The organism is Variovorax sp. LjRoot130 (genome assembly GCF_964253755.1).
In the GTDB taxonomy this organism is placed as follows: Bacteria; Pseudomonadota; Gammaproteobacteria; order Burkholderiales; family Burkholderiaceae_C; genus Variovorax.
In genome coordinates this window covers 578,147-603,781 of record NZ_CAXURM020000001.1, presented here as the reverse complement: position 1 = coordinate 603,781, position 25,635 = coordinate 578,147, and the positions used below count along the sequence as shown (strand labels likewise).

Annotated in this window: 24 protein-coding genes; 12 read left to right on the top strand and 12 right to left on the bottom strand. The window is 67.6% G+C overall.

The window, feature by feature from the left end; genetic code table 11:
• Positions 1-71: 71 nt before the first annotated feature.
• Together ACSQ86_RS03140 and ACSQ86_RS03135 are read left to right on the top strand one after the other, a co-directional pair.
• On the top strand, positions 72-869 hold the full coding sequence (locus tag ACSQ86_RS03140; protein WP_436302649.1) for a response regulator transcription factor: 798 nt from the start codon (positions 72-74) through the stop codon (positions 867-869).
• 103 nt (positions 870-972) lie between these two features.
• The gene (locus ACSQ86_RS03135) at positions 973-1,143 is read left to right on the top strand and encodes a hypothetical protein (protein ID WP_436306248.1); all 171 of its coding nucleotides are present in this window, start codon (positions 973-975) and stop codon (positions 1,141-1,143) included.
• Here the strand turns inward: ACSQ86_RS03135 and ACSQ86_RS03130 are convergent.
• Entirely contained in the window at positions 1,134-2,156 is a 1,023-nt protein-coding gene (locus ACSQ86_RS03130; protein WP_436302648.1) for a fumarylacetoacetate hydrolase family protein, read from the bottom strand. The two genes, ACSQ86_RS03135 and ACSQ86_RS03130, sit on opposite strands and share 10 nt — an antisense overlap.
• A 98-nt stretch (positions 2,157-2,254) precedes the next feature.
• Here ACSQ86_RS03130 and ACSQ86_RS03125 point away from each other — a divergent pair, with 98 nt between their 5' ends.
• Together ACSQ86_RS03125 and ACSQ86_RS03120 are read left to right on the top strand one after the other, a co-directional pair.
• Entirely contained in the window at positions 2,255-3,373 is a 1,119-nt protein-coding gene (locus ACSQ86_RS03125) for a DUF3108 domain-containing protein (protein ID WP_436308481.1), read from the top strand.
• A gap of 121 nt (positions 3,374-3,494) precedes the next feature.
• Entirely contained in the window at positions 3,495-3,773 is a 279-nt protein-coding gene (locus ACSQ86_RS03120; RefSeq protein WP_170855562.1) for a BTH_I0359 family protein, read from the top strand.
• Here ACSQ86_RS03120 and ACSQ86_RS03115 read toward each other — a convergent pair.
• On the bottom strand, positions 3,767-4,840 hold the full coding sequence (locus ACSQ86_RS03115; RefSeq protein ID WP_436302646.1) for an AbrB family transcriptional regulator: 1,074 nt from the start codon (positions 4,838-4,840) through the stop codon (positions 3,767-3,769). The two genes, ACSQ86_RS03120 and ACSQ86_RS03115, sit on opposite strands and share 7 nt — an antisense overlap.
• Before the next feature lie 62 nt (positions 4,841-4,902).
• Between ACSQ86_RS03115 and ACSQ86_RS03110 the strand changes: the two genes are divergently transcribed.
• The gene (locus tag ACSQ86_RS03110) at positions 4,903-5,718 is read left to right on the top strand and encodes a ChaN family lipoprotein (RefSeq protein WP_436302645.1); all 816 of its coding nucleotides are present in this window, start codon (positions 4,903-4,905) and stop codon (positions 5,716-5,718) included.
• On the opposite strand, the gene ACSQ86_RS03105 is transcribed toward ACSQ86_RS03110, so the two are convergent.
• Positions 5,702-7,036, bottom strand: coding sequence for an aminotransferase class III-fold pyridoxal phosphate-dependent enzyme (locus ACSQ86_RS03105; protein ID WP_436294433.1), 1,335 nt, complete (start codon positions 7,034-7,036; stop codon positions 5,702-5,704). The two genes, ACSQ86_RS03110 and ACSQ86_RS03105, sit on opposite strands and share 17 nt — an antisense overlap.
• A gap of 91 nt (positions 7,037-7,127) precedes the next feature.
• Between ACSQ86_RS03105 and purU the strand changes: the two genes are divergently transcribed.
• From purU to ACSQ86_RS03085, 4 genes are read left to right on the top strand one after another with little or no spacing between them, the layout of a single operon-like run.
• A complete protein-coding gene (gene purU / locus ACSQ86_RS03100; RefSeq protein WP_093105164.1) occupies positions 7,128-7,973 on the top strand; it encodes a formyltetrahydrofolate deformylase in 846 nt (281 codons plus the stop codon).
• Between the two features lie 13 nt (positions 7,974-7,986).
• The gene (locus tag ACSQ86_RS03095) at positions 7,987-9,462 is read left to right on the top strand and encodes an FAD-linked oxidase C-terminal domain-containing protein (protein WP_093105161.1); all 1,476 of its coding nucleotides are present in this window, start codon (positions 7,987-7,989) and stop codon (positions 9,460-9,462) included.
• 17 nt (positions 9,463-9,479) lie between these two features.
• Positions 9,480-9,830, top strand: a complete 351-nt coding sequence (locus ACSQ86_RS03090; protein ID WP_093105159.1) for a CidA/LrgA family protein — start codon at positions 9,480-9,482, stop codon at positions 9,828-9,830.
• 3 nt (positions 9,831-9,833) lie between these two features.
• Positions 9,834-10,559 (top strand): LrgB family protein, encoded by a 726-nt coding sequence (locus tag ACSQ86_RS03085; RefSeq protein WP_436308480.1) that lies wholly within the window; start codon positions 9,834-9,836, stop codon positions 10,557-10,559.
• 41 nt (positions 10,560-10,600) lie between these two features.
• On the opposite strand, the gene ACSQ86_RS03080 is transcribed toward ACSQ86_RS03085, so the two are convergent.
• The 4 genes from ACSQ86_RS03080 to ACSQ86_RS03065 form a co-directional block, all read right to left on the bottom strand.
• The gene (locus ACSQ86_RS03080) at positions 10,601-11,017 is read right to left on the bottom strand and encodes a YXWGXW repeat-containing protein (protein WP_093105154.1); all 417 of its coding nucleotides are present in this window, start codon (positions 11,015-11,017) and stop codon (positions 10,601-10,603) included.
• Between the two features lie 118 nt (positions 11,018-11,135).
• Positions 11,136-12,416, bottom strand: a complete 1,281-nt coding sequence (locus tag ACSQ86_RS03075; RefSeq protein WP_436308479.1) for an SGNH/GDSL hydrolase family protein — start codon at positions 12,414-12,416, stop codon at positions 11,136-11,138.
• 64 nt (positions 12,417-12,480) lie between these two features.
• Positions 12,481-15,783 carry a carboxyl transferase domain-containing protein gene (locus ACSQ86_RS03070; protein ID WP_436308478.1) on the bottom strand — a complete coding sequence of 1,101 codons (3,303 nt, stop codon included), beginning with the start codon at positions 15,781-15,783 and terminating at the stop codon, positions 12,481-12,483.
• A complete protein-coding gene (locus ACSQ86_RS03065; RefSeq protein ID WP_436308477.1) occupies positions 15,783-17,402 on the bottom strand; it encodes an AMP-binding protein in 1,620 nt (539 codons plus the stop codon). Before ACSQ86_RS03065 ends, ACSQ86_RS03070 begins: the two co-directional genes overlap by 1 nt.
• Before the next feature lie 74 nt (positions 17,403-17,476).
• Here ACSQ86_RS03065 and ACSQ86_RS03060 point away from each other — a divergent pair, with 74 nt between their 5' ends.
• The 3 genes from ACSQ86_RS03060 (at position 17,477) to ACSQ86_RS03050 (ending at position 22,731) form a co-directional block, all read left to right on the top strand.
• Complete coding sequence (locus tag ACSQ86_RS03060) at positions 17,477-18,133, top strand: TetR/AcrR family transcriptional regulator (RefSeq protein ID WP_436308476.1); 657 nt, start codon at positions 17,477-17,479, stop codon at positions 18,131-18,133.
• Between the two features lie 30 nt (positions 18,134-18,163).
• Complete coding sequence (locus ACSQ86_RS03055; protein ID WP_436308475.1) at positions 18,164-19,414, top strand: branched-chain amino acid ABC transporter substrate-binding protein; 1,251 nt, start codon at positions 18,164-18,166, stop codon at positions 19,412-19,414.
• Between the two features lie 98 nt (positions 19,415-19,512).
• On the top strand, positions 19,513-22,731 hold the full coding sequence (locus ACSQ86_RS03050) for a bifunctional cytochrome P450/NADPH--P450 reductase (RefSeq protein ID WP_436308474.1): 3,219 nt from the start codon (positions 19,513-19,515) through the stop codon (positions 22,729-22,731).
• Positions 22,732-22,742: 11 nt separating this feature from the next.
• Here ACSQ86_RS03050 and ACSQ86_RS03045 read toward each other — a convergent pair whose 3' ends face one another.
• The 5 genes from ACSQ86_RS03045 to ACSQ86_RS03025 form a co-directional block, all read right to left on the bottom strand.
• A complete protein-coding gene (locus ACSQ86_RS03045) occupies positions 22,743-23,135 on the bottom strand; it encodes an iron chaperone (protein ID WP_436308473.1) in 393 nt (130 codons plus the stop codon).
• 13 nt (positions 23,136-23,148) lie between these two features.
• Positions 23,149-23,517, bottom strand: coding sequence for a VOC family protein (locus ACSQ86_RS03040; protein ID WP_436310251.1), 369 nt, complete (start codon positions 23,515-23,517; stop codon positions 23,149-23,151).
• Positions 23,518-23,856: 339 nt separating this feature from the next.
• Positions 23,857-24,084, bottom strand: a complete 228-nt coding sequence (locus ACSQ86_RS03035) for an addiction module protein (RefSeq protein ID WP_436308472.1) — start codon at positions 24,082-24,084, stop codon at positions 23,857-23,859.
• Between the two features lie 57 nt (positions 24,085-24,141).
• Positions 24,142-24,915, bottom strand: a complete 774-nt coding sequence (locus ACSQ86_RS03030) for an esterase/lipase family protein (RefSeq protein WP_436302634.1) — start codon at positions 24,913-24,915, stop codon at positions 24,142-24,144.
• Between the two features lie 72 nt (positions 24,916-24,987).
• Positions 24,988-25,623: a TetR/AcrR family transcriptional regulator gene (locus ACSQ86_RS03025; protein ID WP_093105131.1), complete on the bottom strand. Its 636-nt coding sequence runs from the start codon at positions 25,621-25,623 to the stop codon at positions 24,988-24,990.
• Between the last annotated feature and the right edge of the window lie 12 nt (positions 25,624-25,635).

The window sequence follows — 25,635 nt, the reverse complement described above, 5'->3', positions numbered from 1 at the left end:
AAGGGATTGTCCCGATGCCTTCCTTCCGCCGATGTCGTAACTTCGTACGAAGTGTTAACCCTGAGATCCCCATGAGGCGCTGGCCTCTTCGCGCCGCCGAGCATGCGCTGGCGGCCCCCGTGGTAAGCGGCGTGCTCGCCGGCGTCGGCACGCCGCACCTGGCGGCCAGCTACCTCGGCGCCATGCACCGCGTGCTGCCGGTGACCTTCTGCACCGTGTTCGCGGTGAGTGCCACCGGCCGCATCGAAACGGTGTCCGCCGCGAGCACCTACGGCAACACGGCCGAGCGCACCTCGGAGCGCTACGTGGCGCAACGCTTCGACCTGCTCGATCCCAACATGGTCTGGCTGGCGAAGCGCAAGCTGCCCAAGCGCCCGCAGCTGTGGCTCGGCCACCAGCGCGCCGAGGAGGTGGCAGACCCGGCCTATCGCGCCGCCTGCTACGGCGACGTCGGCATCCGCGAGCGCGCCTCGATCCTGCTCTTGTTGCCGACCGGCCAGCGCACGGCGGTGAGCTTCTACCGCAGCCTCGCCCAGCCCGACTTCAGCGACGCCGATTTCGCGCTGCTCGAAACGCATGCCACGCTGCTGGCCGATGCCACGCTCGCGCACGGCCGCAGCGCCATGGCCGCGCGCGAGGCTGCCGAGCCCACGCTGGCCACGCGCCTGCTCGCTCTGAGCCTGCGCGAGCGGGAGGTGATCGGCCACCTGATGGCCGGCAAGACCGCCAAGGAAGCGGCGCGCGAGATCGGCATCGAGCTCACGACGGCGCGGACCCACCAGTACCGCGCGTTTCGGCGGCTGGGGATCGGAGGCCTGAAGGCCTTGCTGCGCGGTGCCTCTCAGCCGATCGTGTCGCCAAAAGCGTAAATTTGTGACACGTTCCAACTTCATGTCCCGACGCGCAAGGGCTGACATGTTGTCAAAATCAAAAAATGACGACACGTTGAATTGACCTGTCGCCGCCGGCAACCTGGTCAACAAGCAGATCGCGCAGCGCCAGGCGGCGTCACGCTACCTGAAGGATCTGGTCGGCGTGGGCGTGCTGGCAGAAGTCCAGGCGGGCAAGGAAAAGCTCTTTACCCATCCCAAGCTCATTCAGCTTCTGAAGCGAGATGGAAACGAATTCGCGCGTTATGGCTGACCGGTGCTGCCCGGCGCCGCCACTTCCTGATCGATCGCCCCGAAGATCGACTGCCCGTCCTTGCCCTTCATCTCGATCCGGATCGTGTCGCCGTACGTCATGAACTCGGTCGCCGGCTGGCCGTCCTGGATGGTCTCGATGCAGCGCTTCTCGGCGATGCAGCTGTAGCCCTTCGGCCATTCGGTGCGGCCGTTCTTCTCGACACCCTTGTTGCTCACCGTGCCGCTGCCGACGATGCTGCCGGCGCGCACGTTGCGCGTCTTGGCGATGTGCGCGATCAGCTGGCCGAAGTGGAAGGTCATCTCCTCGCCCGCGTCGCACATGCCAACCTTGCGGCCGTTCCAGGTGCTCTGCAGCGTGAGGTGTACGCGGCCGCCCTGCCAAGCCTCGCCCAGCTCGTCCGGCGTAACGGCCACCGGGCTGAAGGCGGTCGCGGGCTTGCTCTGGAAGAAGCCGAAGCCCTTGGCGAGCTCGGCCGGGATCAGGTTGCGCAGGCTCACGTCGTTGGCGAGCATCACCAGGCGGATGCCGTCGAGCGCTTGCGCGGGGCTCGCGCCCATCTTCACGTCGCCGGTGACGACGGCGATCTCGGCCTCGAAATCGATGCCGAAGGCTTCGCTCGCGACCACGATGCGGTCGCAGGGGCCGATGAAATCATCGCTGCCGCCCTGGTACATCAGCGGGTCGGTGTAGAAGCTTTCGGGCACCTCGGCGTTGCGCGCCTTGCGCACCAACTCGACGTGGTTGAGGTAGGCCGAGCCGTCGGCCCACTGGTAGGCGCGCGGCAGCGGCGCCATGCATTGCGTGGGATCGAAGGGGAAGGCGTGGCGCGCGCGGCTGGCGTTGAGCGAATCCGACAGGTCCTGCAGCTGCGGGCTCATGAAGCCCCAGTCGTCGAGCACCTGCTGCAGGCGGCTGGCGATGCCGGTGGCGTAGTGGGCGCTGGCCAGGTCGCGCGAAACGACGACCAGTTGGCCGTCGCGCGAGCCGTCTTTGAGGGTGGCGAGTTTCATGGGTGGCGGCGGATGCCGGCACGGCATCGCTACTAAACTGATTGAACGGGCGGCAGTGTACCGAGCGAACCTTGGCGCCGCGTTCCGATCCACATCCGATGCCCCCGCACGCCCTCCCCGCCCAGCCCCCGGTTCCGCGCCCGCCCTGGCGCGGGCTGGCGCTGCTGGCGGCTGCCGTGCTGCTCGCCCACCTGGCGCTGCTGGGCCTGGCACCCATGGCCGTGGGGCCGCATCCTTCGCCGCTGGCCAACAAGTTCAGCACGCGCACCATCGTCATCGCGCCGCCGGCGGCGGAGGCGGTCGCGCCGCAGCCTGCAGCCACCGCCAAGCCGCCACCCCCCAAACCCGCGCGCCCGCGCCCTGTGGCCCGTCCGCAGGCGCCCGCCCCTGCGCCCGAGAATTCGGCGCCGGCCGAGGCGGTCGGACCGGATCTGACGGCCCAGGCGCCGGTCGAAGCCGGCGTTCCCGCAGAGCCCGCGCCGCAGGCGGTGGCCCCGGCACCCACTGAGGGCGCATCGGCCGCGGCCGGCGGCAGCAACGCCGCAGGCCAGGCCGAAGCACCGGTACCGCAGCGCATCCCGGGCTCGGTGCGGCTCGCCTTCGCGGTCACCGGACAGCAGGGCACGGCGCCGATGCAGGGCGTGTTCGGCAACCTGACCTGGCTGCAGGATGGCCAGCAGTACGACGCCCAGCTGTCGCTCAACTTCCTCTTCCGGACCATCCGCAGCCAGCAGAGCAACGGCGTGATCGGCGCCAACGGCATCGAACCGGCACGCTTCTCGGACAAGCGCAGGAACGAGGTGGCCTCGCACTTCATGCGCGATCAGGGCACGGTGGTGTTCAGCAACAATACGCCGAGCGTGCCGCTGATGCCGGGCGCGCAGGATCGGCTGAGCGTGATCCTGCAACTCGGCGCCTTGATGGCCGGCGATCCGGGGCGCTATCCGCCCGGTGCGGCTTTCGCGATCCAGACGGTGGGCCCGCGGGACGCCGACATCTGGATCTTCAAGGTCGAAGACGATGAAAAACTGAGCCTGCAGGCCGGCGAATTCACTGCGCGCAAGCTCACCCGCAACCCGCGCAAGCCCTTCGACGACAAGGTCGAGCTCTGGCTGGCGCCTGAACTCGGCTATCTGCCGGTGCGCATCAAGCAGACCCAGAGCAACGGCGATTTCGCCGATCTGCAACTGCGCAGCGTGGAGTCGATGCGTCCCTGAAGCCGAATGAAGTACAAAAAATCACGACCTGTACCTACAAAACAACAGCCCATATTGAAACTGGCGCGTTGATTGCTATCTAACCAACATGAATGCCATCGACATCCTCACTGGACCCGCCATGCAAATGCTTTACGACTCCGACTCCTTCGTCGTCGTGCACGTGCAGCCGACCGAAGGCGACTCGCCGGTAGCGCCCGACATTCCGGTGCTGGCGCGCCACGGTTTCGAGATTGTGGACAAGCGCTCCGGCAAGGAGGTCTACCTCGACGGTTCCTGGGCCGAACTGTTCCAGCAGCAGATTGCCGCCTGGCAACTCAACACGCCGACGCAGGAAGAAGTCGAAGACACGCTCGAGGGCTACGCCGAACTGGCGCACACGCCCGTCCTCGTTCACTGAGCGCCGCGGCGCTTTCCATAGAGCTGACCGTACATCGGTCCGACGATCAAGAGCACGGCCACCAGCCGGCACACCTGAAACGCCGTCACCACCGGCACCCCCAGCTGCAACACCTTCGCGGTGATCGCCATCTCGGCGATGCCACCGGGCGAGGTGCCCAGGATCATGGTGGCCGGATGCAGCCCCGTGCCCAAGGCCAAGAGCCACGCGAACGCGCCACAAAGCGCGATCATCGCCAGCGTGCCGAGCGCCACCGTGGCCAGCCAGCGCGGCGCCGTGTGCAGGAACTCGCGGCTGAAGCGCACGCCCAGGCTCACCGCGATCACCAGCTGGGCCGCATTCGACAGCCACACCGGCACGGCCGACAGCTGCTGGCCGGCCATGGTGAATCCCATCGACACCACCAGCGGCCCCATGAACCAGGGGTTGGTGCGCCCCGCGATCCGCATGACCAAGCCGCCGATGCCGGTGGCCGACGCGAGCAGCGCCAGCCCGCCCCAGCGCACCTCGCGCACGCTGGCCACATTGATTTCGAGCCCGTGCAGCCCGCTCCATTGCATCGCGAACGGAATCGCGATCGTGACCAGCACCAGCCGCAGGCTGTGCGCGGCAGCGACCAGATCGGTGCGCGCGCCAACGCGTTCGGCCAGCAGCGTCATTTCGGACGCGCCGCCGATCGCACCTGCGAAGTAAGTCGTGGCTCTCATGGAACGTGCAGGCACATGCGGCATCCGATCCGCATGCAAGCGCTGCAAGCTCCAACCGAAGGCCCAGCCCAGCGCCAGCGCCCAGACGATGGCGAGCACGATGGCCCACCACACGCCAGCCACCAGAGCGACCACCTGCGGCGTGAAGTAGAGGCCCAGCGCGACGCCGATCACCCACTGCCCCGCATTGCGCAAGGGCGTGTGGCTGGCGGTCGGCGCGCCGGCGATCGAGGCCAGGGACACCGCCAGCAGCGGCCCGATCATCCAGGGCAGCGGCGTGTGCAGGGCAAGGCAGAGGCCGGCCGCCACGAGTGCAAGCAAGAGCGTGGCGAGGACGCGAACCGAAAAGCGGAGGGACACGGACAGGAAAACGGGGAAATGGACGGCGGCGCGCTGCGGCCGCCGTCGCATAGTATGGCTCGATGCTGTTTCGACGCTCTTTCACACCGTCCTTGATCGTGGCCGCGGCCATCCTCACCGGTTGCACGGTCTTCGCGCCGCGCGCGGATGCACCGGTCGCCCAACGCGCGATGGCGCTGCTGCCGGCCGACGCGCTGCTGCTGGGCGAACAGCACGACGCCGCCGAACACCAGGTGATCGAGCGCGAGACGGTCGAGACACTGGCCGCACGCGGCCGCCTGGCCGCCTTGGCGCTCGAGATGGCGGAAGAAGGCGCGACCACGGCTGGCCTCGCGACCACTGCGACCGAAGCGCAGGTGCAGGCCGCGCTGAACTGGAACGAGAAGGCCTGGCCCTGGAGCGCCTACGGCCCGGCCGTGATGGCCGCGGTGCGCGCGGGCGTGCCCGTCGTCGGCGCCAACCTTCCGCGCGAACGCATGAAGGATGCGATGGCCGACGTGTCGCTCGATGTGCAGCTCGGCAAGGAAGCGCACAAGACGCAGCAGGACGCGGTGCGCAACGGCCACTGCAACCTGCTGCCCGAATCGCAGATCGGCCCGATGACGCGCATCCAGATCGCGCGCGACCGCGCGATGGCGCAGGCGATCGTCAAGGCGCGGGTGCCGGGCAAGACCGTGCTGCTGCTGAGCGGCGCCGGCCATACCGCCAAGGCGCTCGGCGTGCCGCAGCACCTGCCGAGCGACCTGGCGGTGAAGACGGTTCAACTGCAGGCCGGCGTACCGATGACATCGCGCGAGCCCGGCGCCTTCGACGCCGTGTGGCTCACGCCTGCCCTGCCGGAAAAAGACTACTGCGCCGGGGTCAAGCGTTCTTCTTGATGGAGTCGGCCAGCGTGTTGACCAGCGTGTCGATATGCGACTTCTCGACGACGAAGGGCGGTGCGATCACGATCACGTCACCCGCCGGCCGCACCAGTGCCCCCTTGTGATAGCAGTCCAGGAAGATGTCGTAGGCCCGCTTGCCCGGTGAGCCCGCGATCGGCGCGAGTTCGACCGCAGCGGCCAGGCCCAGGCTGCGGATGCCGATCACGTTCGGCAGGCCCTTGAAGGTGCTGTGGAAGGCATCGCCCAGCACCTTGCCCATTTCGCCCGCGCGCGGGAACAGCTGCTCCTTCTGCAGCAGCTCGAGCGTCGCAATCGCTGCCGCGCAAGCCACCGGATGGCCCGAATAGGTGTAGCCGTGGAAGAACTCGACCACATGCTCGGGCGCCGAGGTGTTCATCATCGCGTCGTACAGCTTGTCGCGGCAGATCACGCCGCCCAGCGGGATCACGCCGTTGGTCACGCACTTGGCAAAGTTCAGCATGTCGGGCACCACGCCGTAGTAGTCGGAGGCGAAGTTGGTGCCCATGCGGCCGAAGCCGGTGATGACCTCGTCGAAGATCAGGAGGATGCCGTGCTTGTCGCAGATCTCGCGCAGCTTCTGCAGGTAGCCTTTGGGCGGCAGGTACCAGCCGGCGGAACCCGCCACCGGCTCGACGATGATCGCGGCCACGTTGCTCGGGTCGTGCAGCGGCAGGATGCGCTGCTCCAGGTCGGCCAGCGGATCCTCGGCCCACACCGGCTCCTGGTTGTGGATGTAGGCATGGTTCACCGGATCGTGGATGAAGCGCATGTGGTCCACGCGCGGCAAAAAGGCCGAGCCGAACACCTTGCGGTTGCCCGGAATGCCGCCCACCGACATGCCGCCGAAGCCGACGCCGTGGTAGCCCTTCTCGCGGCCGATGAAGAGATTGCGGTGCCCTTCCCCGCGCGCGCGGTGGTAGGCCAGCGCCACCTTCAGCGAGGTGTCGGCGGCTTCGCTGCCGGAGTTGCAGAACAGCACCTTGTTGAGGTCGCCCGGCGCCATCGCGGCGATCATCTCGGCGGCCTTGAAAGCACGGTCGTTGCTGACCTGGAAGGCGGTCGCGTAGTCGAGCGTGTCGAGCTGCTTTTTGATCGCCTCGTTGATGGGCTTGCGGTTGTGGCCCGCGCCCACGCACCAGAGCGAGGAGATGCCGTCGATCACCTTCTTGCCGTCATGGGTGGTGAACTCCATCCCGTCGGCGGCCACGAAGACCCGCGGGTCCTTCTTGAAGTGGCGGTTGGGGGTGAAGGGCAACCACTGGTTGTCCATGGTGAAGTCGTTGTAGGCCATGGGTCACTCCTGCCGGGGAGGCGCTGAAGGGGAGAAGGGCATTTTGGCACCGGCTGCGTTGCCCGGCAGCCCTGCGACAATCTCCGGCCTTATGACCCCCGCGTACATCCTCACCCTTTCCTGCCCCGACCGCACCGGCATCGTCCATGCCGTCTCAGGCTTTCTGCTCGAGCGCGGCGGCAACATCGAAGAAGCGGCGCAGTACAACGACCACGGCACGGGCCTGTTCTTCATGCGCGTGCGCTTTGCCTGCGACCAGAGCGAAGCCGCCTTGCGCGAGCAGATCGCCGGCCTGGCCCAAAGCTTCGACATGCGCTGGAAGCTGCACGCCGCGGCGGAGCCGATGAAGACCGTGATCCTGGTCAGCAAGGAAGGCCATTGCCTCAACGACCTGCTGTTCCGCTGGAAGAGCGGCCTGCTCGCGATCGACGTGCGCGCCATCATCTCGAACCACCGCGACTTCTACCAGCTGGCCGCCAGCTACAACGTGCCCTTCCACCACATCCCGGTGACGGCCGCGACCAAGGCCCAGGGCGAGGCGAAGCAGCTGGAGATCATCGAAGCCGAAGGCGCCGAGCTGGTGGTGCTGGCGCGCTACATGCAGATCCTCAGCAACGAACTGTGCACCCAGCTGGCCGGCCGCGCCATCAACATCCACCATTCCTTCCTGCCCAGTTTCAAGGGCGCCAAGCCCTACTACCAGGCGCATGACCGCGGCGTGAAGCTGATCGGCGCCACCGCCCACTACGTGACCGCCGACCTCGACGAGGGTCCGATCATCGAGCAGGACGTGGAACGCGCCGACCACACCGACACCGTCGAAGACCTGACGGCGCGCGGCCGCGACACCGAGAGCCAGGTGCTGGCCCGCGCCGTGAAGTGGCACAGCGAGCACCGCGTGCTGCAGAACGGACACCGGACGGTGGTGTTCAAGTAGTAGAGTCTTTTCCATGAACGCGCTCCACGCCTCCGAACGCCAGTCGCAGGTGGTGCGCGCGCTGCAGGCCCACCTGCCGGCGCATGCGCTGATCTGGAACGCCGAGGACACCACGCCCTACGAGTGCGATGGCCTCACCGCCTACCGCCAGCGGCCGCTGGCCGTGGCCTTGCCGGAGACCGAGGCGCAGGTTGCGGCCGTGCTCAAGACCTGCCACGCGCTCGGCGTGCCCGTCGTGGCGCGCGGCGCGGGCACCGGGCTCTCGGGCGGCGCGATGCCCAACGCCGTCGGCGTCACGCTCTCGCTGGCCAAGTTCAACAACATCCTGAAGATCGACCCGGTCAGCCGCACCGCGGTCGTCCAGTGCGGGGTGCGCAACCTCGCGATCAGCGAGGCGGCCGCGCCTTTCAACCTCTACTACGCGCCCGACCCTTCGAGCCAGATCGCCTGCACCATCGGCGGCAACGTGGCCGAGAATTCGGGCGGGGTGCACTGCCTCAAGTACGGCCTCACGCTGCACAACGTGCTGCGCGTGCGCGGCTTCACCGCCGAAGGTGAGGCGATCGAGTTCGGCAGCGAGGCGCTCGATTGCGCGGGTCTGGACCTGCTCGCGCTCGTGATCGGCAGCGAAGGCATGCTGGCCGTGACCACCGAGGTCACCGTCAAGCTGGTGCCCAAGCCGCGGCTCGCGCGCTGCATCATGGCCAGCTTCGACGACGTGCGCAAAGCCGGCGATGCGGTGGCGGCCGTGATCGCGGCCGGCATCATCCCGGCGGGTCTCGAGATGATGGACAAGCCGATGACGGCCGCGGTCGAGGACTTCGTGCGCGCCGGCTACGATCTCGACGCCGAAGCCATCCTGCTGTGCGAATCCGACGGCACGCCCGAGGAGGTCGAAGAAGAGATCGGTCGCATGAGCGCCGTGCTGCGCGATTGCGGCGCCACCGCGCTCTCGGTGAGCCGCGACGAGGACGAGCGCCTGAAGTTCTGGAGCGGCCGCAAGAACGCCTTCCCGGCCTCGGGCCGCATCAGCCCCGACTACATGTGCCTCGACTCGACCATCCCGCGCAAGCGCCTGGCCGACATCCTGCTCGCGATCCAGCAGATGGAGAAGAAGTACAACCTGCGCTGCTGCAACGTGTTCCATGCCGGCGACGGCAACCTGCATCCGCTGGTGCTCTTCGATGCCAACGACCCCGACGAGCTGCACCGCTGCGAGCTCTTCGGCGCCGACATCCTGGAGACCAGCGTCGCGATGGGCGGCACGGTGTCGGGCGAGCACGGCGTGGGCGTAGAGAAGCTCAACAGCATGTGCGTGCAGTTCACGGCCGAGGAGAACGAGCAGATGTTCGGCGTCAAGCGCGCCTTCGATCCGGCAGGTCTGCTGAACCCCGGCAAGGCCATTCCCACACTGCAGCGCTGCGCCGAGTACGGCCGCGAAGTGGTGCGCGGCGGGCGCGTGGCGCATCCGGACCTCCCTCGCTTCTGAATGAGAAGGCACGCACGATGAACGGCTTGCGCGGCCTGGCCTGGCTGCTCGTGTTCCAGTCGATCGGCGAAGTGCTCTCTCGTGGCTTGTCGCTGCCGCTGCCCGGGCCGGTACTCGGCTTGATGTTGCTGCTCGGCGCGCTCTACTTCCCCGCGGTGCGCGAGCCGGTGGCCGAATGCGCGAGCTTCATGCTCGCGCACCTGTCGCTGCTGTTCATTCCGGTCGGCGTCGGTGTGATGACGCATCTCGCGCTCCTCGGCCAGTACGGTGGGCGCATGCTCTTCGTCGTCGTGCTGTCGACCTGGATCGGGCTGGCGGTGACCGTGCTGGTGCTCCACGGATTCAACCGCAAGAAGAACAAGACCTGAGCCGTGCCGCGCTTCGTCGAACTCTGGATCTATCTCTCGGCCACGCCGCTCTTCGGCCTCACGGCCACGCTGGTGGTCTACCTGCTGGCAAACGCGGCCTACGCGAAGCTGGGCAGCGCGCCCTGGGCCAACCCAGTGCTGTGGTCGGTGATCGCGCTCGCGGGCGGGCTGCTGGCCACGGGCGTGGACTACCCGAGCTACTTCGCGGGCGCGCAGTTCATCCACTTCCTGCTTGGTCCGGCGGTGGTGGCGCTGGCCTGGCCCTTGTGGCAGCGGCGCGCCGAACTGCGCGCGCGCTTTGGCCGCCTCTTGCTCGCGGCGCTGGCAGGCGGCGTGGCGGCGGGCGGATCGGCCGTCGCGCTGGGCTGGGCGGTGGGCCTGCCGCACGACGTGGTGCTCTCGCTCGCGCCCAAGTCGGTCACGGCGCCGGTGGCCATGGGCATCTCGGAAAAGATCGGCGGCATTCCGGCGCTGTCTGCAGTGTTCGCGGTGCTCACCGGCATGATCGGCGCGCTCTCGGGGAAGTACCTCTTCGACGCGCTGCGCATCGGTACCGATGCCACCGGCTATACGGCGCGCGGCTTTGCGCTCGGCACCACGGCCCATGGCATCGGCGCGGCGCGTGCGTTGCACGTGGATGCCGATGCGGGCGCGTATGCAGGCTTGGCGCTGGGCATGCAGGTGGTGCTGGCTGCGTTGCTGATGCCGCTGGTGTTCCGGATGCTCTAGAAAGAAAAATGCCCGCCGAGGCGGGCGTTCTTCCTGGCTACTCAATTTCTGTTCGGATTGTTAGGCCGGCTGTCGTAGCGATTGGGCACGCCGTCGTTGTCGCGGTCGCGGTCGTAGCGGTTCGGCACGCCGTCGCGGTCGCGGTCCCAGCGGCCGCGGTTGTATTCCCAGCGGCCATCGCGTTCACGCCATTCCGGCGCACGGTAGGCATAGCCGGATCGTGCGCGAACCCATCCGCCGCGAACCCAGACATGGCGCCCACCATGCCACTCGTAGTGGCCGGGCGCCCACACATAGCCGCGGCGCGGCGGCGGCATGCGTTCGGAGCGCGGCGGCGGTGGCGGCGTCTGGATGATGACCGCGGGCTGGGCCTGCGCGGTGGTCGGTATCGTCACGGCGGCGCCCACCGAAAGAAGGGACGCGGCGCCCACGGCCAAGGTGACAGCAAGTTTTTTCATGGGGGGCTCCTCATGAGTTGTTGGAGCCTTCATCGTCCCCGGCCGATGTGAAGCCCGTGTAAGCCTCACGCGAAATCTTGTGTAAAGCTGTGTCGCCTCTTGCTGCCTGCCGAAGGCGCTATTCCCGCAGTTCGCGCACGTCGATGGCATCCGCCATCGCGGCATAGCCGGCGTTGCCGGGATGCAAGTGATCACCCCCGTCGTGGAGCGGATCGAGCGCCGCCGGATCGGCCGGATTGCGCAAGGCCCGATCGAAATCCACCACCGCATCGACGTCCTGGCGGCCGCGGATCCAGCGGTTCACCGCCTGCCGGCGAATCTCCTTTTCCTCGCTCCAGGAGACCGCGCCCTTGAAGGGCGTGATGGTGCCCAGCAGCACCTTCACGCCCTTGGCATGCGCCTCCTCGATCAGCTGCTGCAAAGCGGCCGTGATCTGCTCGGCGCTGGGCGGATGGAACACCGGCGCGAGCCCCTGTACCGCGATGGGCAAGCTGAGGCCGATGTCGTTGATGCCGATCAGGATCACCGCATGCGTGACGCCGCTTTGCGCCAGCACGTCGCGCCGGAAGCGCTCGATGCCCCGCGGGCCGACGCCATCGGTGAGCAAGCGGTTGCCGGCGATGCCGGCATTGATCACCGCCACGGACCCGGCACTGCCGGGCTGCTCGCGCATGCGCGTCGCGAGCCGGTCCGGATAGCGCGAGGGCAGCGCCTGCCCCTCGCCGGCACCCAGGCCTTGGGTGATGGAGTCGCCGAATGCGACCACCACGCGCGGCGCGGCCGGGCTGGCGACGTCGAGGCCGGTCACGATGTGGTTCCATGACGACGGCGTTGCATTGCGCCACTTCGGCTGCATGAGCGCAGGCCCCGGCACCATCGATGTGCTTCCAAGATGATGCACGGTCGCGAAGGACGTGCGCGCCTCGACCTGAAAGCTCACCGCCACGGCCTGCCCGGGCTCGACACCGAGCCGTGCGCCATCGCTCCAGAGCTCCTCGCCCGGAGCGATCGTCGCGCTCGCCAGGCCACCGAAACGCAGGTCTTGCAGCGTCGCCGGCGACACCGCATCGGGGCCGGTGCTGCGCGCCACGCTGGCGCCGACGATGCGCAAGGGCTCTTTGCCGAACAGGTTGGAAAAGCGAACACGTACACGCTCGCCGCCCAGCGTCGGCAACACGCGCAGGCGCAGGGTCTGGCCGTCGATGACAGGGGGCGGCGCACCCGCCGGCGAAGTCTGGATGCCGGGGAGCGCGGGCGCTTTCAGGTAGTCCTGCGGCGCGGCGGCCCAGCTGGCGACCCAGCGAATGGCGGGCACTGCCCGCGGCTGGGCCGGCAACGCGACGGGCAGAAGGCTCAGCAGCAGCGCGGTGCAGGCGACGAATCGTGAAACCAGGTTCATGCGCAAAAGCACCCCAGTTTACGGAGCCTTCGCGGCCCCCGTGTAACTCAGGGCCTTGCGCGCCTCACCAGGTATCGACGTAGGGCGCGACCGAGTGCTGTGCAGCAGCGGACGATGCCAGCCCGCGCACCAGCCAGGCGCGCGTGTCGGCGGGGTCGATCACCGCATCGATCTCCAGCGTCTGCGCCATGTGGATCGCTTCGCCGTTCGCATACTGCTGGGCCACCAGCTTCTTGAACAAGGCATCGCGTTCCACGCCCTCGGCCGCGGCCTCGAGTTCCTTGCGGAAACCAAGCCGCACCGCGCCCTCGAGCCCCATGGCGCCGAATTCGCCCGTGGGCCAGGCCACGGTGAAGACCGGCGCATCGAAGCCCCCGGCCGTCATCGCCTGCGCGCCCAATCCATAGCCCTTGCGCAGCACCACGGCGAAATAGGGCACGCGCAGGTGCGAGGCCACCATGAACATCCGGCACACGTGGCGCACTTGCGCCTCGGCTTCGATCTCGGGCCCGACCATGAAGCCCGGCGTGTCGCACAGCGCGACCAGCGGCAGGCCATGCGCGTTGCACAGCTGCATGAAGCGCGCGGCCTTGTCGGCCGCTTCGACGTCGATCGCGCCGCCGAGATGGTGCGGGTTGTTCGCGAGCAGGCCCACGGGCTTGCCCTCGATGCGCGCCAGCGCCGTCACGATGCCGGCGCCGAAACCGGCGCGCAGCTCCAGCAGCGAGCCGCTGTCGGCCACGCCGCGCATCGCGGCGCGCACGTCGTACACGCGCAACCGGTTCTCGGGCACCGCATGGCGCAGCGCACGCGGATCGGCGCACTGCCAGTCGCTCGTCGGACCCTGGAAGTAGGAGATGTATTGCTTCGCCGCGGCGACCGCATGCGCTTCGTCCTTCACCAGGATGTCGATCACGCCGTTGCGCGACTGCACGCTGCTGGGCCCGATCTGTTCGGGCGCGAAGGTGCCGAGGCCACCGCCTTCGATCATCGCGGGTCCGCTCATGCCGATGTTGCTGGCCTCGGTGGCGATGATCACGTCGGCGCAGCCGACCAGCGCCGCGTTGCCCGCGAAGCAGCGGCCGTGCACGATACCCACCACCGGCACCTTGCCCGACAGCGCCGCGAACTGGCTGAACGTGTGGTTGTTGAGGCCGGCGACGATGGGCATGTCGGTATCGCCCGGCCGCCCGCCGCCGCCTTCGGCGAACAGCACCACCGGCAGCTTCAGCTGGTGCGCAATGCCCAGCATGCGATCGGTCTTGTGGTGGTTGCGCATGCCCTGCGTGCCGGCCAGCACCGTGTAGTCGTAGGCCATGACCACGCAGCGCGACCTCTCGGGGCCGAACTGCTTCGCGTTGATGCTGCCGATGCCGGTCACCATGCCGTCGGCCGGCGTGTTGGCGATCAGGTCTTCGAGCGTGCGGCGGCGCGTCTGTGCGGCGATGGCGAGCGCGCCGTATTCGGTGAAGTTGCCGGGGTCCTCGGCCAGCTCGCACAGGTCCGCGATGTTGGCGCGCGCGGTGCGGCCACCCTGCGCGTGGCGCTTCGCGACCGCGGCGGCGCGGTTGGCGTCGAGCGTGGGCGCATGGCGGTCGATCACCTTCTGCAGGTCGGGCCGGATGGCATCGAGATCGTGCTCGGCGCGCGCCTCGGCCTCCACGGCCTGCGCATCCACCGCTTCGAGCCGCACCAGCGACTGGCCCTCGACCAGGTAGTCGCCGGGCACGGCCAGCAGCGCAAGCACGCGGCCGGCCGCGGGCGCGTGCAGCAGATGCTCCATCTTCATCGCCTCGAGCACGCCGAGCTGTGCGCCGGCCGGCAGGACGTCGCCGACCTCGACCTCGAACTGCACCAGCCGCGCGGGCATCGGGGCCTTGATCACGAGGTCGTTTTCCTCATCCTCCTGCGGCACGGCCACGTCGTTCGTGCCAGCGACGGGCCCTGCCGACTTCGCTGCACTCGCATCGATGTGCACGGCCGCGGCGAGCAGATCCGCCAAATGCTCTTCGACGAAGCGCGTGTGCACCTTCTGCGTTGCGAACTCGGGCCGCGCTCCGATCGCGCGCAGCAGCGCCAGGTTGGTCGTCATGCCCTCGATGGCGCATTCCCCGAGCGCGCGCAGCGAGCGCCGCAGCGCGTCGGCGAAGCTCGGCGAGGACGAATGCACAATCAGCTTGGCGAGCAGCGTGTCGTAGTGGGGCGAAGGCGCGAGGCCCGCGTAGCCGTGCGTGTCGACACGCACGCCGGGACCGGCCGGCAGGTTGAAGCGCGACAGGATCCCGCCGGACGGCTTGGCGTTGCTCTCTACGTCGAGCGTTTCGGCATTGATGCGCCATTGCACCGCGAAGCCGCGCTGCGCCGCGCTTCGATTCGCATCGATGCCGAGCGCGGCCAACGGCTGCCCGGACGCGACCGCGATCTGCAACTGAACCAGGTCGAGCCCGGTGACGGCCTCGGTCACCGTGTGCTCGACCTGCAACCTCGGATTGGCTTCGATGAAGACGAAAGGAAGATTCTTCGACTGCTCGTCGACCAGGAATTCGAAGGTGCCCAGCCCCTCATAGTCCACGGCCTGCGCCATGCGCAGCGCCGCCTGCGTGATGCGCTCGCGCAGCACGGACGAGAGCGAAGGGCTCGGCGCGATCTCGACCAGCTTCTGGAAGCGCCGCTGCAAGGTGCACTCGCGTTCGCCCAGGCTGGCGACCGCGCTGCCGTCGCCCAATACCTGCACCTCGATGTGGCGCGCATTGCGCATCAGCCGCTCGACATAAACGCCCTCGACGCCGAAGGCCGCCTTCGCTTCGGACACGCAGCGTGCATGCGCTCCCGGCAGATCCGCCGCGTTCAGCACGGCCCGCATGCCGCGACCGCCACCACCGCCGATGGCCTTCACCATGACGCCGGCACCCTCTGCCTGCTGCGCGACAAAGAAGGCCTGCGCTTCGGCCAGCGTCACCGCGCCGGCGCTGCCCGGCATCACAGGCACATCGCACTGCTCCGCCAAAGCACGCGCACGTGCCTTGTCGCCGAAGAGGGCAAGCTGCTCTGGCGTCGGGCCGATGAAGCGCAGCCCGGCCTCCGCGCAAGCCTGCGCGAAGTCCGAGCGCTCGCTGAGGAAGCCGTAGCCGGGATGGACCGCATCGCAGCCCTGCTCGCGCGCGATTGCGATCAGCGCCGCAATGTCCAGATAGGCCGAGGGGCCCGTGGTGCCGAGCGCGATGGCCGTGTCCGCCAGTTGAACATGCAGCGCATTCGCATCGTCTTTCGCATGGACGGCAACGCTTTCGATACCCAGGTCGCGCAGCGCGCGCACCAGGCGCACCGCGATCTCGCCGCGATTGGCAATCAGAATTCTTCGGAACATCAGGGTTGGTCTTTCAGCAGCCGGCGCAGCACCTTGCCGGCACCCGTGGTGGGCAAGGCATCGATGAAGCGCACCGCGCGCGGCGCCTTGTAGCTGGCCATGTTCTCGCGCGACCAGGCGATCAGCGCATCGGCGTCGAGCTCCAAGCCCGGCTTCTTCACGACGAAGGCCTTGACCACCTCGCCCTTCTCCGCATCGGGTTGCGCGACGACCGCGGCCTGCGCCACCGCCGGATGCTTGATGAGAATGGTCTCGACCTCTTCCGGAAACACGCTGTAGCCCGAGACCTTGATCATCTCCTTGAAGCGGCCGATGAACGTGAGATAGCCGTCGGCATCGAGCTTGCCCATGTCGCCGGTGTGCACCCAGCCCTTGCGCAAGGTCGCGGCCGTGGCCTCGGGCTTGTTCCAGTAGCCCTTGAAGGTGCCCGGGCTCGTGAGCACGATCTCGCCGACCTCGCCCACCGCCTTGTCTTCGCCGGTGTCGGCATCGACGATGCGGATCGTGACGCCCGGCACCGCGACGCCCTGCGTGCCCCAGCGCGGCGCGTGGTGCGGCGTGTAGGTGTCGCAGGTGTGGGTTTCGGAGAGGCCGTAGGCGGCTTCGAAGGAGGTGCAATTCTTCGCGAAGCCGCGCCATTGCGCAGCCAGCGGCTCGGTGAAGGTGATGCCGAAGCTCGTGACCGGGTTCATGCGCAGGCTAGCCAGATCGAAGCGCGTGATGCCTTCCACCTGCATGCAGGCCACGTTCATCGGCGCGATGCTGTACCACCAGTTCACCTTGTAGCGTTCGATGGCCTGCAGCACAGCGCGCGGCTCGAAGCGGTGCAGCAGCACCGAGGTGGCGCCGGTGAGCACCGGCACGTCGACCCCCATCAGCATGCCGGCGATGTGATAGAGCGGCGCGATCGACAGCAGCACGTCGCTCGCGGCAACGCCGTTGCAGTCGGCGGCGGCGCGCGTCTTGAAGAGCGCATTGCCGTAGCTCAGCATCGCGCCCTTGGGCAGGCCGGTGGTGCCGGAGGTGTAGGTCATGAGCGCAATGTCGTCCATCGACAGCGCGACCGGCGAGGGGCGCGCGCCGCTTTGCATCACGGCGAGGAAATCTTCGCAGCCCGCCGGCACGTTGCGCGGCTCGCGCTGCGTCGCAGCGAGGTCAGCCGGGAGGTCGAGCGTCGGGTCATCCGGCAGCAGGTCGGCGTAGTGCACCACGAACACATGTTCCAGCGCACTCGCCGGCTTCACCTTGTCGACCACCGGCAAGAGCGACGAAGCCGCGACGATCACGCGCGCCTTCAGGTCATTGACCTGGTAGGCCAGCTCATGCTCCTTGTTGAGCGGCCCGCTCGGACACACGATGGCGCCGATCTTCTGAATGCCGAAGTGCGCCGCCAGGTACTGCGGGCAGTTGTTGAGGAAGAGCACCACCGGATCGCCCTTCTTCACGTCGATGGCCTGCAGCCGCGCCGCGAAGGCATCGCTCGCGGCATCGAGCTCGGCGTAGCTCATCGTGCGCCCGTACCAGATGCAGGCTGCGTGATTCCCACGCTCGCGCGCATGGTTGCGCAGGTACTCGTGCAGGGGCTGCTGCGGGCGGTCGGGAAGCGCGGTTGTCTCCATGGCGTCAGTCTCACAGGGTTATCGATAGGGCTGGCCGCTTGCCATCGCCGCATGGTGCTCCAACAATCCTACCCATGGGTATAACTTCGGCGACACCGCACAAACCCCACCTGCCGCAGGGCACCGGTCGCCAGCGCGCCGCGACGCAATCGACCGACGCGCAGCGCGAGCGGATCCTCCAGGCCGCGACCGACCTCTTCGCGCGGCAGGGCTACGCGAACACCACGATGGCGCAGATCGTGCGCGCGCTCGGCGTGACCAAGCCCTTCGTCTACTACTACTTCCGCGACAAGCAGGAGATCTTCGAGACGCTCTCGTGGCGCCCCACGGTCGACTGCTTCACCTCGCTGGACTTCGCCGACGGCGACGAGCGTCCTGCGGCCGAGAAGGTCAAGGAAGGGATCGAGCGGCTGATCCGCGCCACCGTCACGCACCATCCCTGCGCCTTCTTCCCTTATCGCGAACCGCAGGTCTACCGCCCCGAGTACATCGCCGCGCAGAAAAAGCTCGCGCACCACTTCTACGACCGGCTCTTCCCGCTGCTCGAGGAAGCCCGCAGCGACGGCGACCTGGACTTCCAGGACACCCGGATCACGGCATTCGCCGCGCTCAGCCTGCCGGGCTTTCTCTACAGCTGGTACCGGCCCGACGGCCGTCTTTCCCCCGACGAGGTGATCGCCCAGTTGTCGAAGCTTGCATGGCGCGTGCTGGGCCTGCGCACAACGACCTGATCCTCACCGACGACCCCAAGGAGACAACGCATGATTTCCCTTCGCCTCGCGCCCCTCGCGTTGGCAATGCTGGCCGCATCGGGCCTCGCATCGGCCCAGCAGACCTACAAGATCGCCTACATCGACCCGCTCTCGGGCCCCTTCGCGAACGTCGGCGAGCTGATGCTCACGCACATCCAGTACGCGGTCGAAGACCTCAATGCCAAGGGCGGCGTGCTCGGCGGTACGAAGCTGCAGCTGCTGCAGTTCGACAGCAAGCTCTCCGCGCAGGAGAGCCAGAGCGCGCTGCAGGCCGCCATCGACCAGGGCGCGCAGGTCATCATCACGGGCGGCTCGGGCTCTTCGGTGGTGACGGCGCTGGTGCAGTCGGTGAACCGCTGGAATCAGCGCAACCCGGGCAAGGAACTGCTGGTGCTCAACCATTCCTCGATCGATCCTGAGATGACCGGCAAGGGCTGCAGCTTCTGGCACTTCCAGACCGAGGCCAACACCGCAATGAAGATGAAGGCGCTGGCCAACTACATCAAGAAGACGCCGGACATCAAGAAGGTCTACCTGCTCAACCAGGACTATGCGCACGGCAAGCAATGGGCCAGCTACGGCCGCCAGCTGGTGGGCCTGGCGCGGCCCGACGTCCAGTTCGTCGGCGAGGCGCTGCATCCCATCGGGCGCGTGAAGGACTTCTCGCCCTACCTCGCGAACGTGCGGCAGGCCGGCGCCGACACGGTGATCAGCGGCAACTGGGGCCAGGACATGACGCTCTTGCTCAAGGCCGCGGGCGACGCCGGCTACAACCTGCGCTACTTCAATCACAGCGCCGGCTCCGTGCCGGGCACCGTGCTCGCGGTGTCGCAGGCCAAGCTGGGCCAGCTGACCTGGGTGGCCGAATGGCATCCGGGCGAGGCCGACACGCCCAAGGCCGATGCGCTCGCCAAGGCCTACAGGGCCAAAACAGGCAAGGACTTCCTCGCGCCGCGCATCGAGTTCACGCCGCGCCTGCTGGCGGCCGCGATCAACAAGGCCGGCAGCACCGATACCGTGAAGGTCGCGCGCGCCCTCGAAGACCTGAGCTTCGACTCGGTGGTCGGCCCCGTGCGCATGCGCGCCGAGGACCACCAGTTGCTGCTGCCCCAGGTCGTCAACACCATCGCACCGGTGGACGGCAAGACGGTCAAGGTGGGCTGGGAAGGCACGAACTATGGTTTTCGCACCGACGCGGTCTACACCGGCAACGAGCTGGCGCAAGGCACGGAATGCAAGATGGTCCGACCTGCCTCCTGATGCCCTCGCGCTAAGGGATAGCCCTGCCTGCCGCGCGCAGCGGCATCGAGATACTGCGATGTCGCACGCAACGGGCTGACCGGAGGCATCAGAACACCATGGCAGGCAAGAACGCGCTCTACCCGATCCCGCATCCGGCGAAGAAACCCTTCGTCGGCAACATCCTGTCGATCGGCTCCGACTCGCCGGTGCTCGACATGTGGAAGATCGCGCAGGAGCTCGGCGCCATCTACTGGCTCGACATGCCGGGCATGCCGGTGATCGTGGTGTCCTCGGCCGCGCTGGTCGACGAGCTGTGCGACGAGAAGCGCTTCGACAAGAGCACCAAGGGCACGCTGCGCCGGCTGCGCGCGCTCTCGCACGGCCTCTTCACCTCCGACACGCACGAGGCGACCTGGTCGAAGCCGCACAACATCCTCTTGGCCAACTTCAGCCAGCGCGCGATGCAGGCCTACCACCCGATGATGTTGGACATCGCCGAGCAGCTCGTCACCAAGTGGGAGCGGCTCAACTTCGACGAAGAGGTGGACGTGGTGCGCGACATGACCGCGCTCACGCTCGACACCATCGGCCTGTGCGGCTTCGGCTACCGCTTCAATTCCTTCTACCGCGAGGGCTTCCACCCTTTCGTCGACGCGATGGTGCGCACGCTCGAGACGGTGCAGAACCGGCGCGGCATCCCGCTCGAGGAGCTGATGCTCAAGAAGGAGCTGGCGCAGCAGCGCAAGGACATCCGCTTCATGCACAAGATGGTGGAAGACATCATCCAGGAGCGGCGAGCGAGCGGCGCCGACATCGCGACCAAACCCGACCTGCTGAGCTACATGATCGCCGGGGTCGACAAGAAGACCGGTGAGCGGCTGGACGACCGGCAGATCCGCGACGAATGCATCGAGTTCCTGATCGCCGGCCATGAGACCACCAGCGGCCTGCTGTCCTTCGCGATCTACTTCCTGCTGAACAACCCCGAGGCGATGGCCAAGGCCCAGGCCGAGGTCGACAACGTGTTCGGGTCCGACCTCTCGGTGAAGCCCAGCTACGCGCAAGTGAACCGCCTGGTCTACGTGCTGCAGGTGCTCAAGGAATCGCTGCGCATGTTCCCGACCGCGCCGGCGATCGCGATGGCGGCGAAGGAAGACACGACCATCGGCGGCCAGTACACGATCAAGAAGCGCAACATGGTCATCATGCATGCGCTCGCGCTGCATCGCGACAAGACGGTGTGGGGCGAGGACGCGGAACGGTTCAACCCCGACCACTTCAGTCGCGACGCCGAGCGCGAGCGGCCCGTCAATGCCTTCAAGCCCTTCGGCAACGGGCAGCGCGCGTGCATCGGGCGGCAGTTCGCGCTGCAGGAGGCGGTGCTCACGTTGGGCATGATCCTGCAGCGCTTCACGCTGGTCGATCACACGGGCTACAAGCTCAAGATCAAGGAGGCGCTCACGATCAAGCCGGAGGGCTTCAAGATCAAGGCGCTGCTGCGCGATCCGGCCACACGGCCGCGCGGCGAGGCCTCCTCGCAGTCGGTGCAGGCCGCGGTCGAGCGCCCTGCCGCCGCGAAGCCGCGGGCCGCGCGCCACGGCACATCGCTGCTGGTCCTTCAGGGCTCCAACCTCGGCACCGCCGAGGACTTGGCGCGCCAGCTGGCCGAGGCCGGCGAGATGCGCGGCTTCTCGACCCAGCTCGCCTCGCTCGACGACTATGCGGAGCGGCTGCCCGCGAACGGCGCCGTCGCCGTCGTCTGCGCCTCCTACAACGGCGTGGCGCCCGACAACGCGGCCGAGTTCCATCGCTGGCTCGACAAGGCCGACGACTCGCTCAACGGCGTGCGCTTCAGCGTGTTCGGCTGCGGCAACACCGACTGGGCCTCGACCTACCAGGCCGTGCCGCGGCGCATCGACGAGCGGCTCGCCGCGCTCGGCGCGACGCGCGTCCACGCACGCGGCGAAGGCGATGCGCGCGAGGACATGGACGGCGCTTTCCAGAACTGGAGCGATGCGCTGTGGCCGCAGCTCGTCGCGGCCTTCGACCTCAAGCAGGGCGACTACACGCCGGCGCAGAGCGAGCCGCTCTACACGCTCGAGGAACTGCCGCCGCCGCAGAAGAACGCGCTGGTCGATGCGCTGGGCGCCGTGGGCATGCGCGTGATCGAAAACCGTGAGTTGCAAAGCGCCGGCAGCAGCGATGTCGAAGGACGCTCGACACGGCACGTCGAACTGCAGCTGCCCGAGGGCGTGAGCTACCGGCCCGGCGACCACCTGAGCGTGGTGCCGCGCAACGGCCCGGCGCAGGTGGAGCGCGCGATGGCGCGCTTCGGCTTCGACCGCAAGGCGCATGTGCGCCTGCAGGCGCAACCCGGGCGAAAGGCCGCGCTGCCGGTGGACCAGGTGATCGCGGTCGACCGCCTGCTGGGCGACTACGTCGAGCTCCAGGACGTAGTCACGCGCAAGCAGATCGCCCAACTCGCGGCGCACACCGAATGCCCCTTCACGAAGCCGAAGCTGGCGGCGCTGTCGGGCGCCGACGAGGCCTCCGCGGCGCTCTACAAGAGCGAGGTGCTGCAAAAGCGCAAGTCGGTGCTCGACCTGCTGGAAGAGTTTCCGGCCTGCCAAGTGCCGTTCGCCGTGTTTCTGGAAATGCTGTCGCCGCTCTCGCTGCGCTACTACTCGATCTCCTCATCGCCCTCGGTCGACAGCGGGCGCTGCAGTGTCACGGTGGGCGTGGTGGCGGGCCCTGCGCGCTCCGGTTTCGGCCAGTTCGAAGGCGTGTGCTCCAACTATCTCTCGCGCACCGAGGCCGGCGAAATGGTGCATGGCGTGGTGCGCGAAACCACGGCCGAGGGCTTCCGCCTGCCCGACGACCCGCAGCGTCCGATGATCATGGTCGGGCCGGGCACCGGCCTCGCGCCCTTTCGCGGCTTCCTGCAGGAACGCGAGGCGCAGATCGCCAAGGGCGCGACGCCAGGCAAGGCCATGCTCTTCTTCGGCTGCCGGCATCCCGATCAGGACTTCATCTATGCCGACGAGCTCAAGAGCTGGGCCGAGCGCGGCGTGGTGCAGTTCCACACCGCGTTCTCGCGCGCGGGCGACCGCAAGGTCTATGTGCAGGACCGCATCCGCGAGCAGTCGGCCGAGGTCTGGCGGCTGCTGGAACAGGGCGCGATCGTCTACGTCTGCGGCGACGGCTCGCGCATGGAGCCCGACGTGCGGCGCGCGTTGTCGGACATCGCGCGCGAGCATGGGCAGGACGGCAACGCCTGGCTGGACAGGATGATTGCCGAGAAGCGCTATGTGCTGGATGTGTGGGCGGGGAACTGAAGTCGCGATGATCAGCTTCGCCGCTTCCCCGCCTTCGCGCTTGCCTTGGCCAGGTTCTGCTTGACCCTGAGTTTCACGATCCGCTCGATCAGCCCGTACGGCATCGGCTGGTCGAGCGGGAGTCGCAGGTTGCCCTTCTCCCCCGCGTAGACGGACACGGCCTTCTCCAGCCGCGCGTCGCCCCGCACCGGCGGATAGAAGCCGATGTGCTTCTTGAAGGCCGCGAAGTACACCAGAACACCGCCCAACGTGAAAGCGGGGATCTGGTAGCTGATCGTCTCCTCGGCGTCGGGTGCGGCCTTCCTGATCGTCGTTCGGATCTCTTCGAGGATCGCCTGCACCTCGGGCGAAAAGGCCGCGATGTACGCGTCGATGTTCTTCGGCGTCGTCCGGGTCGTCGCCATGCTGTGCGGAAGCTCAAGCCTCCGGCGCGTGGCACACGGCCTCGACGTTGTGCCCGTCGGGACCGATGACGAAGGCGCCGTAGTAGTTGGCGTGATAGTGCTCGCGCAGCCCTGGCGGGCCGTTGTCCTTGCCCCCTGCGGCGAGCGCTGCGTCGTAGAACCGACGGACCTGCTCGCGGTTCTCGGCCGCGAACGCGATGTGAATGGGACCCGGGCTGCTGCCGAACGAGCCGATCCAAAACTGGGGTCTGCCGAGGCGGCCGAGCATGACCCAGCCTTCACCATCCATCGCGACACCGATGCCGAGCGGCGCCAGCGCCCGGACATAGAAGGCCTTGCTGGCCTGCAAATCGCTCACATTGAAGCCGATGTGATCGAAGATCATGGCCCACCTCCATCGTGGTTCGTCCCAAAATGATGTCCGAACGCACGGACTATCGTCTCGCTCCACCGTAGTTGGGCTTTCGGTGCTGATGGCGGACGATGAGGATGCGAATATCGGAATCGAGCTGTCGATACACGACCGTGTAGGGAAATATTCGCAAGGGGAAAGGCCCTGCGCCCGCTCGCGGTCGGCGTGCCGAAGCGCGGATGCTCCACCAACAATTCGGCAACACGCTCGAACTCGGCGAGGAAGCGCTGCGCCACGAACCCGCGCGCTCGGAGTAAAAATCCAGAATGCCCGCGAGATCCTGCACGGCGCCTGGATGCAGAGACCAGGTCACCGCGAAAGCTTGGAGCGCAGCTGACCCATGGCCTCGTGCCCAGGCACGGCCGCGACAGCGCCGGAACTCAGTTCAGCTTCCCTTCTGTTCGCTTCGCGTTCCCAAGCCTCTTCGACTTCAGGATCCGGATCAAGACTCGCGATGAGCCGCTCGAGAAGATGTGACCGATCGGAAGGATCAAGCTTCAGTACCTCGGCTTCAAGGGCTTCGAGATCGGTATTCACGCTGATCTCCTGGTGGAATTGCTCGATGAAGCGTAGCTTGCCACAATCGCCGCGCGCCTACTCCGGCCGCGCCGGATCAGGAAACACCAGCGGCCCGAGCGCGCCTCGATTGAAAGGCTTCCACGCCCCCTCCGGCTGCGCCAGCCGATCCGCCAGCGCATAGAGCACCGCCGGATGCGCACCCAGCCCCAGGTGGCTGGCCACCACTTCGATGTTCTCCGAGCTCGGCCCGGTCTCTTCCACGCTGCATTGCCACGCGACCACGCCGTCGCTGCGGCTGAAGATCGAGGTGGTGGGCACCTTGGGCGTCGGCCGCACCTGCTTCATGCGCCGCGGGTCTTCCGAGCTCTGGCCACTCACGCCTTCGTAGACGCGCCATGCATTCGTTGCACGTGCGCTGCCCGTGAAGGGGCTCCCCAGCGTGACCACGCTGCGCACCAGGTCCGGCCGGGTCGACGCGAGCAGGCGCGCATAGACGCCGCCCAGGCTCCAGCCGATCAGGCTGACCTTGCGGCCGGTTTCGGCATGCAGCGATTCGAGCTTTTCGATCATGCCGTCCTCGATGCCCTCGCGCGGGCCGAGGTTGCGCCCCAGGCCCCAGCCGTGGGCGTCGTAGCCGCGGCTTCGCAGGTAGTGCCGCAGCAGCTTGGTGGACATGTCGCTCGCCACCAGGCCGGGCAGCACCAGCACCGGATGACCGTCGCCGCGCGGCGTCAGTTGCAGCAGCGGCCAGAGGGCGACGGCAGCGCCGGCCTCCCAGAGCGCGCGCGCCTCAGCAAGAAGCAGCAGGCGCGAGGGCGGCGGGATCGGGTTGTGGGTGGCTGCCATCATGAAGTTCTCCTTCGTCGTTCTGGGTGAATGTGCGGTCGCGCAGGCCGAATACCAGTCGGACGGCAAGCTCATTTATCGGAGGTATTTGCCCCGGAGGTAATCAAGGTAAGCCCTCGATTCGCGGGAAACGTAGGGGGAAACCAACGTCAGCGTGTAGAAGGCCGCCAGCCCCGGATCGGCCTGCTGCAGGGCGTCGCGGCCCGGCACCAGCCGCTCGAAGGAAAGCCAGCAGGTGGTGGTGAACACCATCTGCAGCGCGAGCATCTGCGCCTCCTCGGCTGTCGCATCGATGACACCGGCGGCCACCAGCGTTTCGCACAAGGATTGCGCCGCCAGCAGGTTCTGCGCCGTCAGCCCCTGCGCCCGCTGCCCGAGTTCGGGGTACTCGCCGGAGAGGTAGGCCATGTCGCGGTAGACGAAGCGGTAGGCGTCGATGGCCTCGAAGCGCAGGTGCAGCGCGAGCCAGAGGTCGTCGATCGCGCGCACGGTATCCGACGAGGCGTTGAGCAGTTCGAGCCGGTCCTCGAAGCGCCGGAACAGCCGATCGACGATCAGCTGCTTGGCCTTGAAGTGGTAGTGGAGGTTGCCGGGGCTGATCTCGAGCTCGGCCGCGATCCTGTGCGTCGACACTGCCGCGAGCCCTTGCGCGTTGAATAGCGCCAGGCTGGTCTGCAGGATGCGTTCGCGCGTCGTGTTGGAGCTGGCCACGGGCTGAAGGGC

What these genes read in the sequence shown, in the direction of transcription:
- ACSQ86_RS03140 (WP_436302649.1), top strand. Translation starts at nt 72, where the DNA reads ATGAGGCGCTGGCCTCTTCGCGCCGCCGAGCATGCGCTGGCGGCCCCC.
- ACSQ86_RS03130 (WP_436302648.1), bottom strand. Translation starts at nt 2,156, where the DNA reads ATGAAACTCGCCACCCTCAAAGACGGCTCGCGCGACGGCCAACTGGTC.
- ACSQ86_RS03125 (WP_436308481.1), top strand. Translation starts at nt 2,255, where the DNA reads ATGCCCCCGCACGCCCTCCCCGCCCAGCCCCCGGTTCCGCGCCCGCCC.
- ACSQ86_RS03120 (WP_170855562.1), top strand. Translation starts at nt 3,495, where the DNA reads ATGCAAATGCTTTACGACTCCGACTCCTTCGTCGTCGTGCACGTGCAG.
- ACSQ86_RS03110 (WP_436302645.1), top strand. Translation starts at nt 4,903, where the DNA reads ATGCTGTTTCGACGCTCTTTCACACCGTCCTTGATCGTGGCCGCGGCC.
- ACSQ86_RS03105 (WP_436294433.1), bottom strand. Translation starts at nt 7,036, where the DNA reads ATGGCCTACAACGACTTCACCATGGACAACCAGTGGTTGCCCTTCACC.
- purU (WP_093105164.1), top strand. Translation starts at nt 7,128, where the DNA reads ATGACCCCCGCGTACATCCTCACCCTTTCCTGCCCCGACCGCACCGGC.
- ACSQ86_RS03095 (WP_093105161.1), top strand. Translation starts at nt 7,987, where the DNA reads ATGAACGCGCTCCACGCCTCCGAACGCCAGTCGCAGGTGGTGCGCGCG.
- ACSQ86_RS03090 (WP_093105159.1), top strand. Translation starts at nt 9,480, where the DNA reads ATGAACGGCTTGCGCGGCCTGGCCTGGCTGCTCGTGTTCCAGTCGATC.
- ACSQ86_RS03080 (WP_093105154.1), bottom strand. Translation starts at nt 11,017, where the DNA reads ATGAAAAAACTTGCTGTCACCTTGGCCGTGGGCGCCGCGTCCCTTCTT.
- ACSQ86_RS03075 (WP_436308479.1), bottom strand. Translation starts at nt 12,416, where the DNA reads ATGAACCTGGTTTCACGATTCGTCGCCTGCACCGCGCTGCTGCTGAGC.
- ACSQ86_RS03070 (WP_436308478.1), bottom strand. Translation starts at nt 15,783, where the DNA reads ATGTTCCGAAGAATTCTGATTGCCAATCGCGGCGAGATCGCGGTGCGC.
- ACSQ86_RS03065 (WP_436308477.1), bottom strand. Translation starts at nt 17,402, where the DNA reads ATGGAGACAACCGCGCTTCCCGACCGCCCGCAGCAGCCCCTGCACGAG.
- ACSQ86_RS03060 (WP_436308476.1), top strand. Translation starts at nt 17,477, where the DNA reads ATGGGTATAACTTCGGCGACACCGCACAAACCCCACCTGCCGCAGGGC.
- ACSQ86_RS03055 (WP_436308475.1), top strand. Translation starts at nt 18,164, where the DNA reads ATGATTTCCCTTCGCCTCGCGCCCCTCGCGTTGGCAATGCTGGCCGCA.
- ACSQ86_RS03050 (WP_436308474.1), top strand. Translation starts at nt 19,513, where the DNA reads ATGGCAGGCAAGAACGCGCTCTACCCGATCCCGCATCCGGCGAAGAAA.
- ACSQ86_RS03045 (WP_436308473.1), bottom strand. Translation starts at nt 23,135, where the DNA reads ATGGCGACGACCCGGACGACGCCGAAGAACATCGACGCGTACATCGCG.
- ACSQ86_RS03030 (WP_436302634.1), bottom strand. Translation starts at nt 24,915, where the DNA reads ATGATGGCAGCCACCCACAACCCGATCCCGCCGCCCTCGCGCCTGCTG.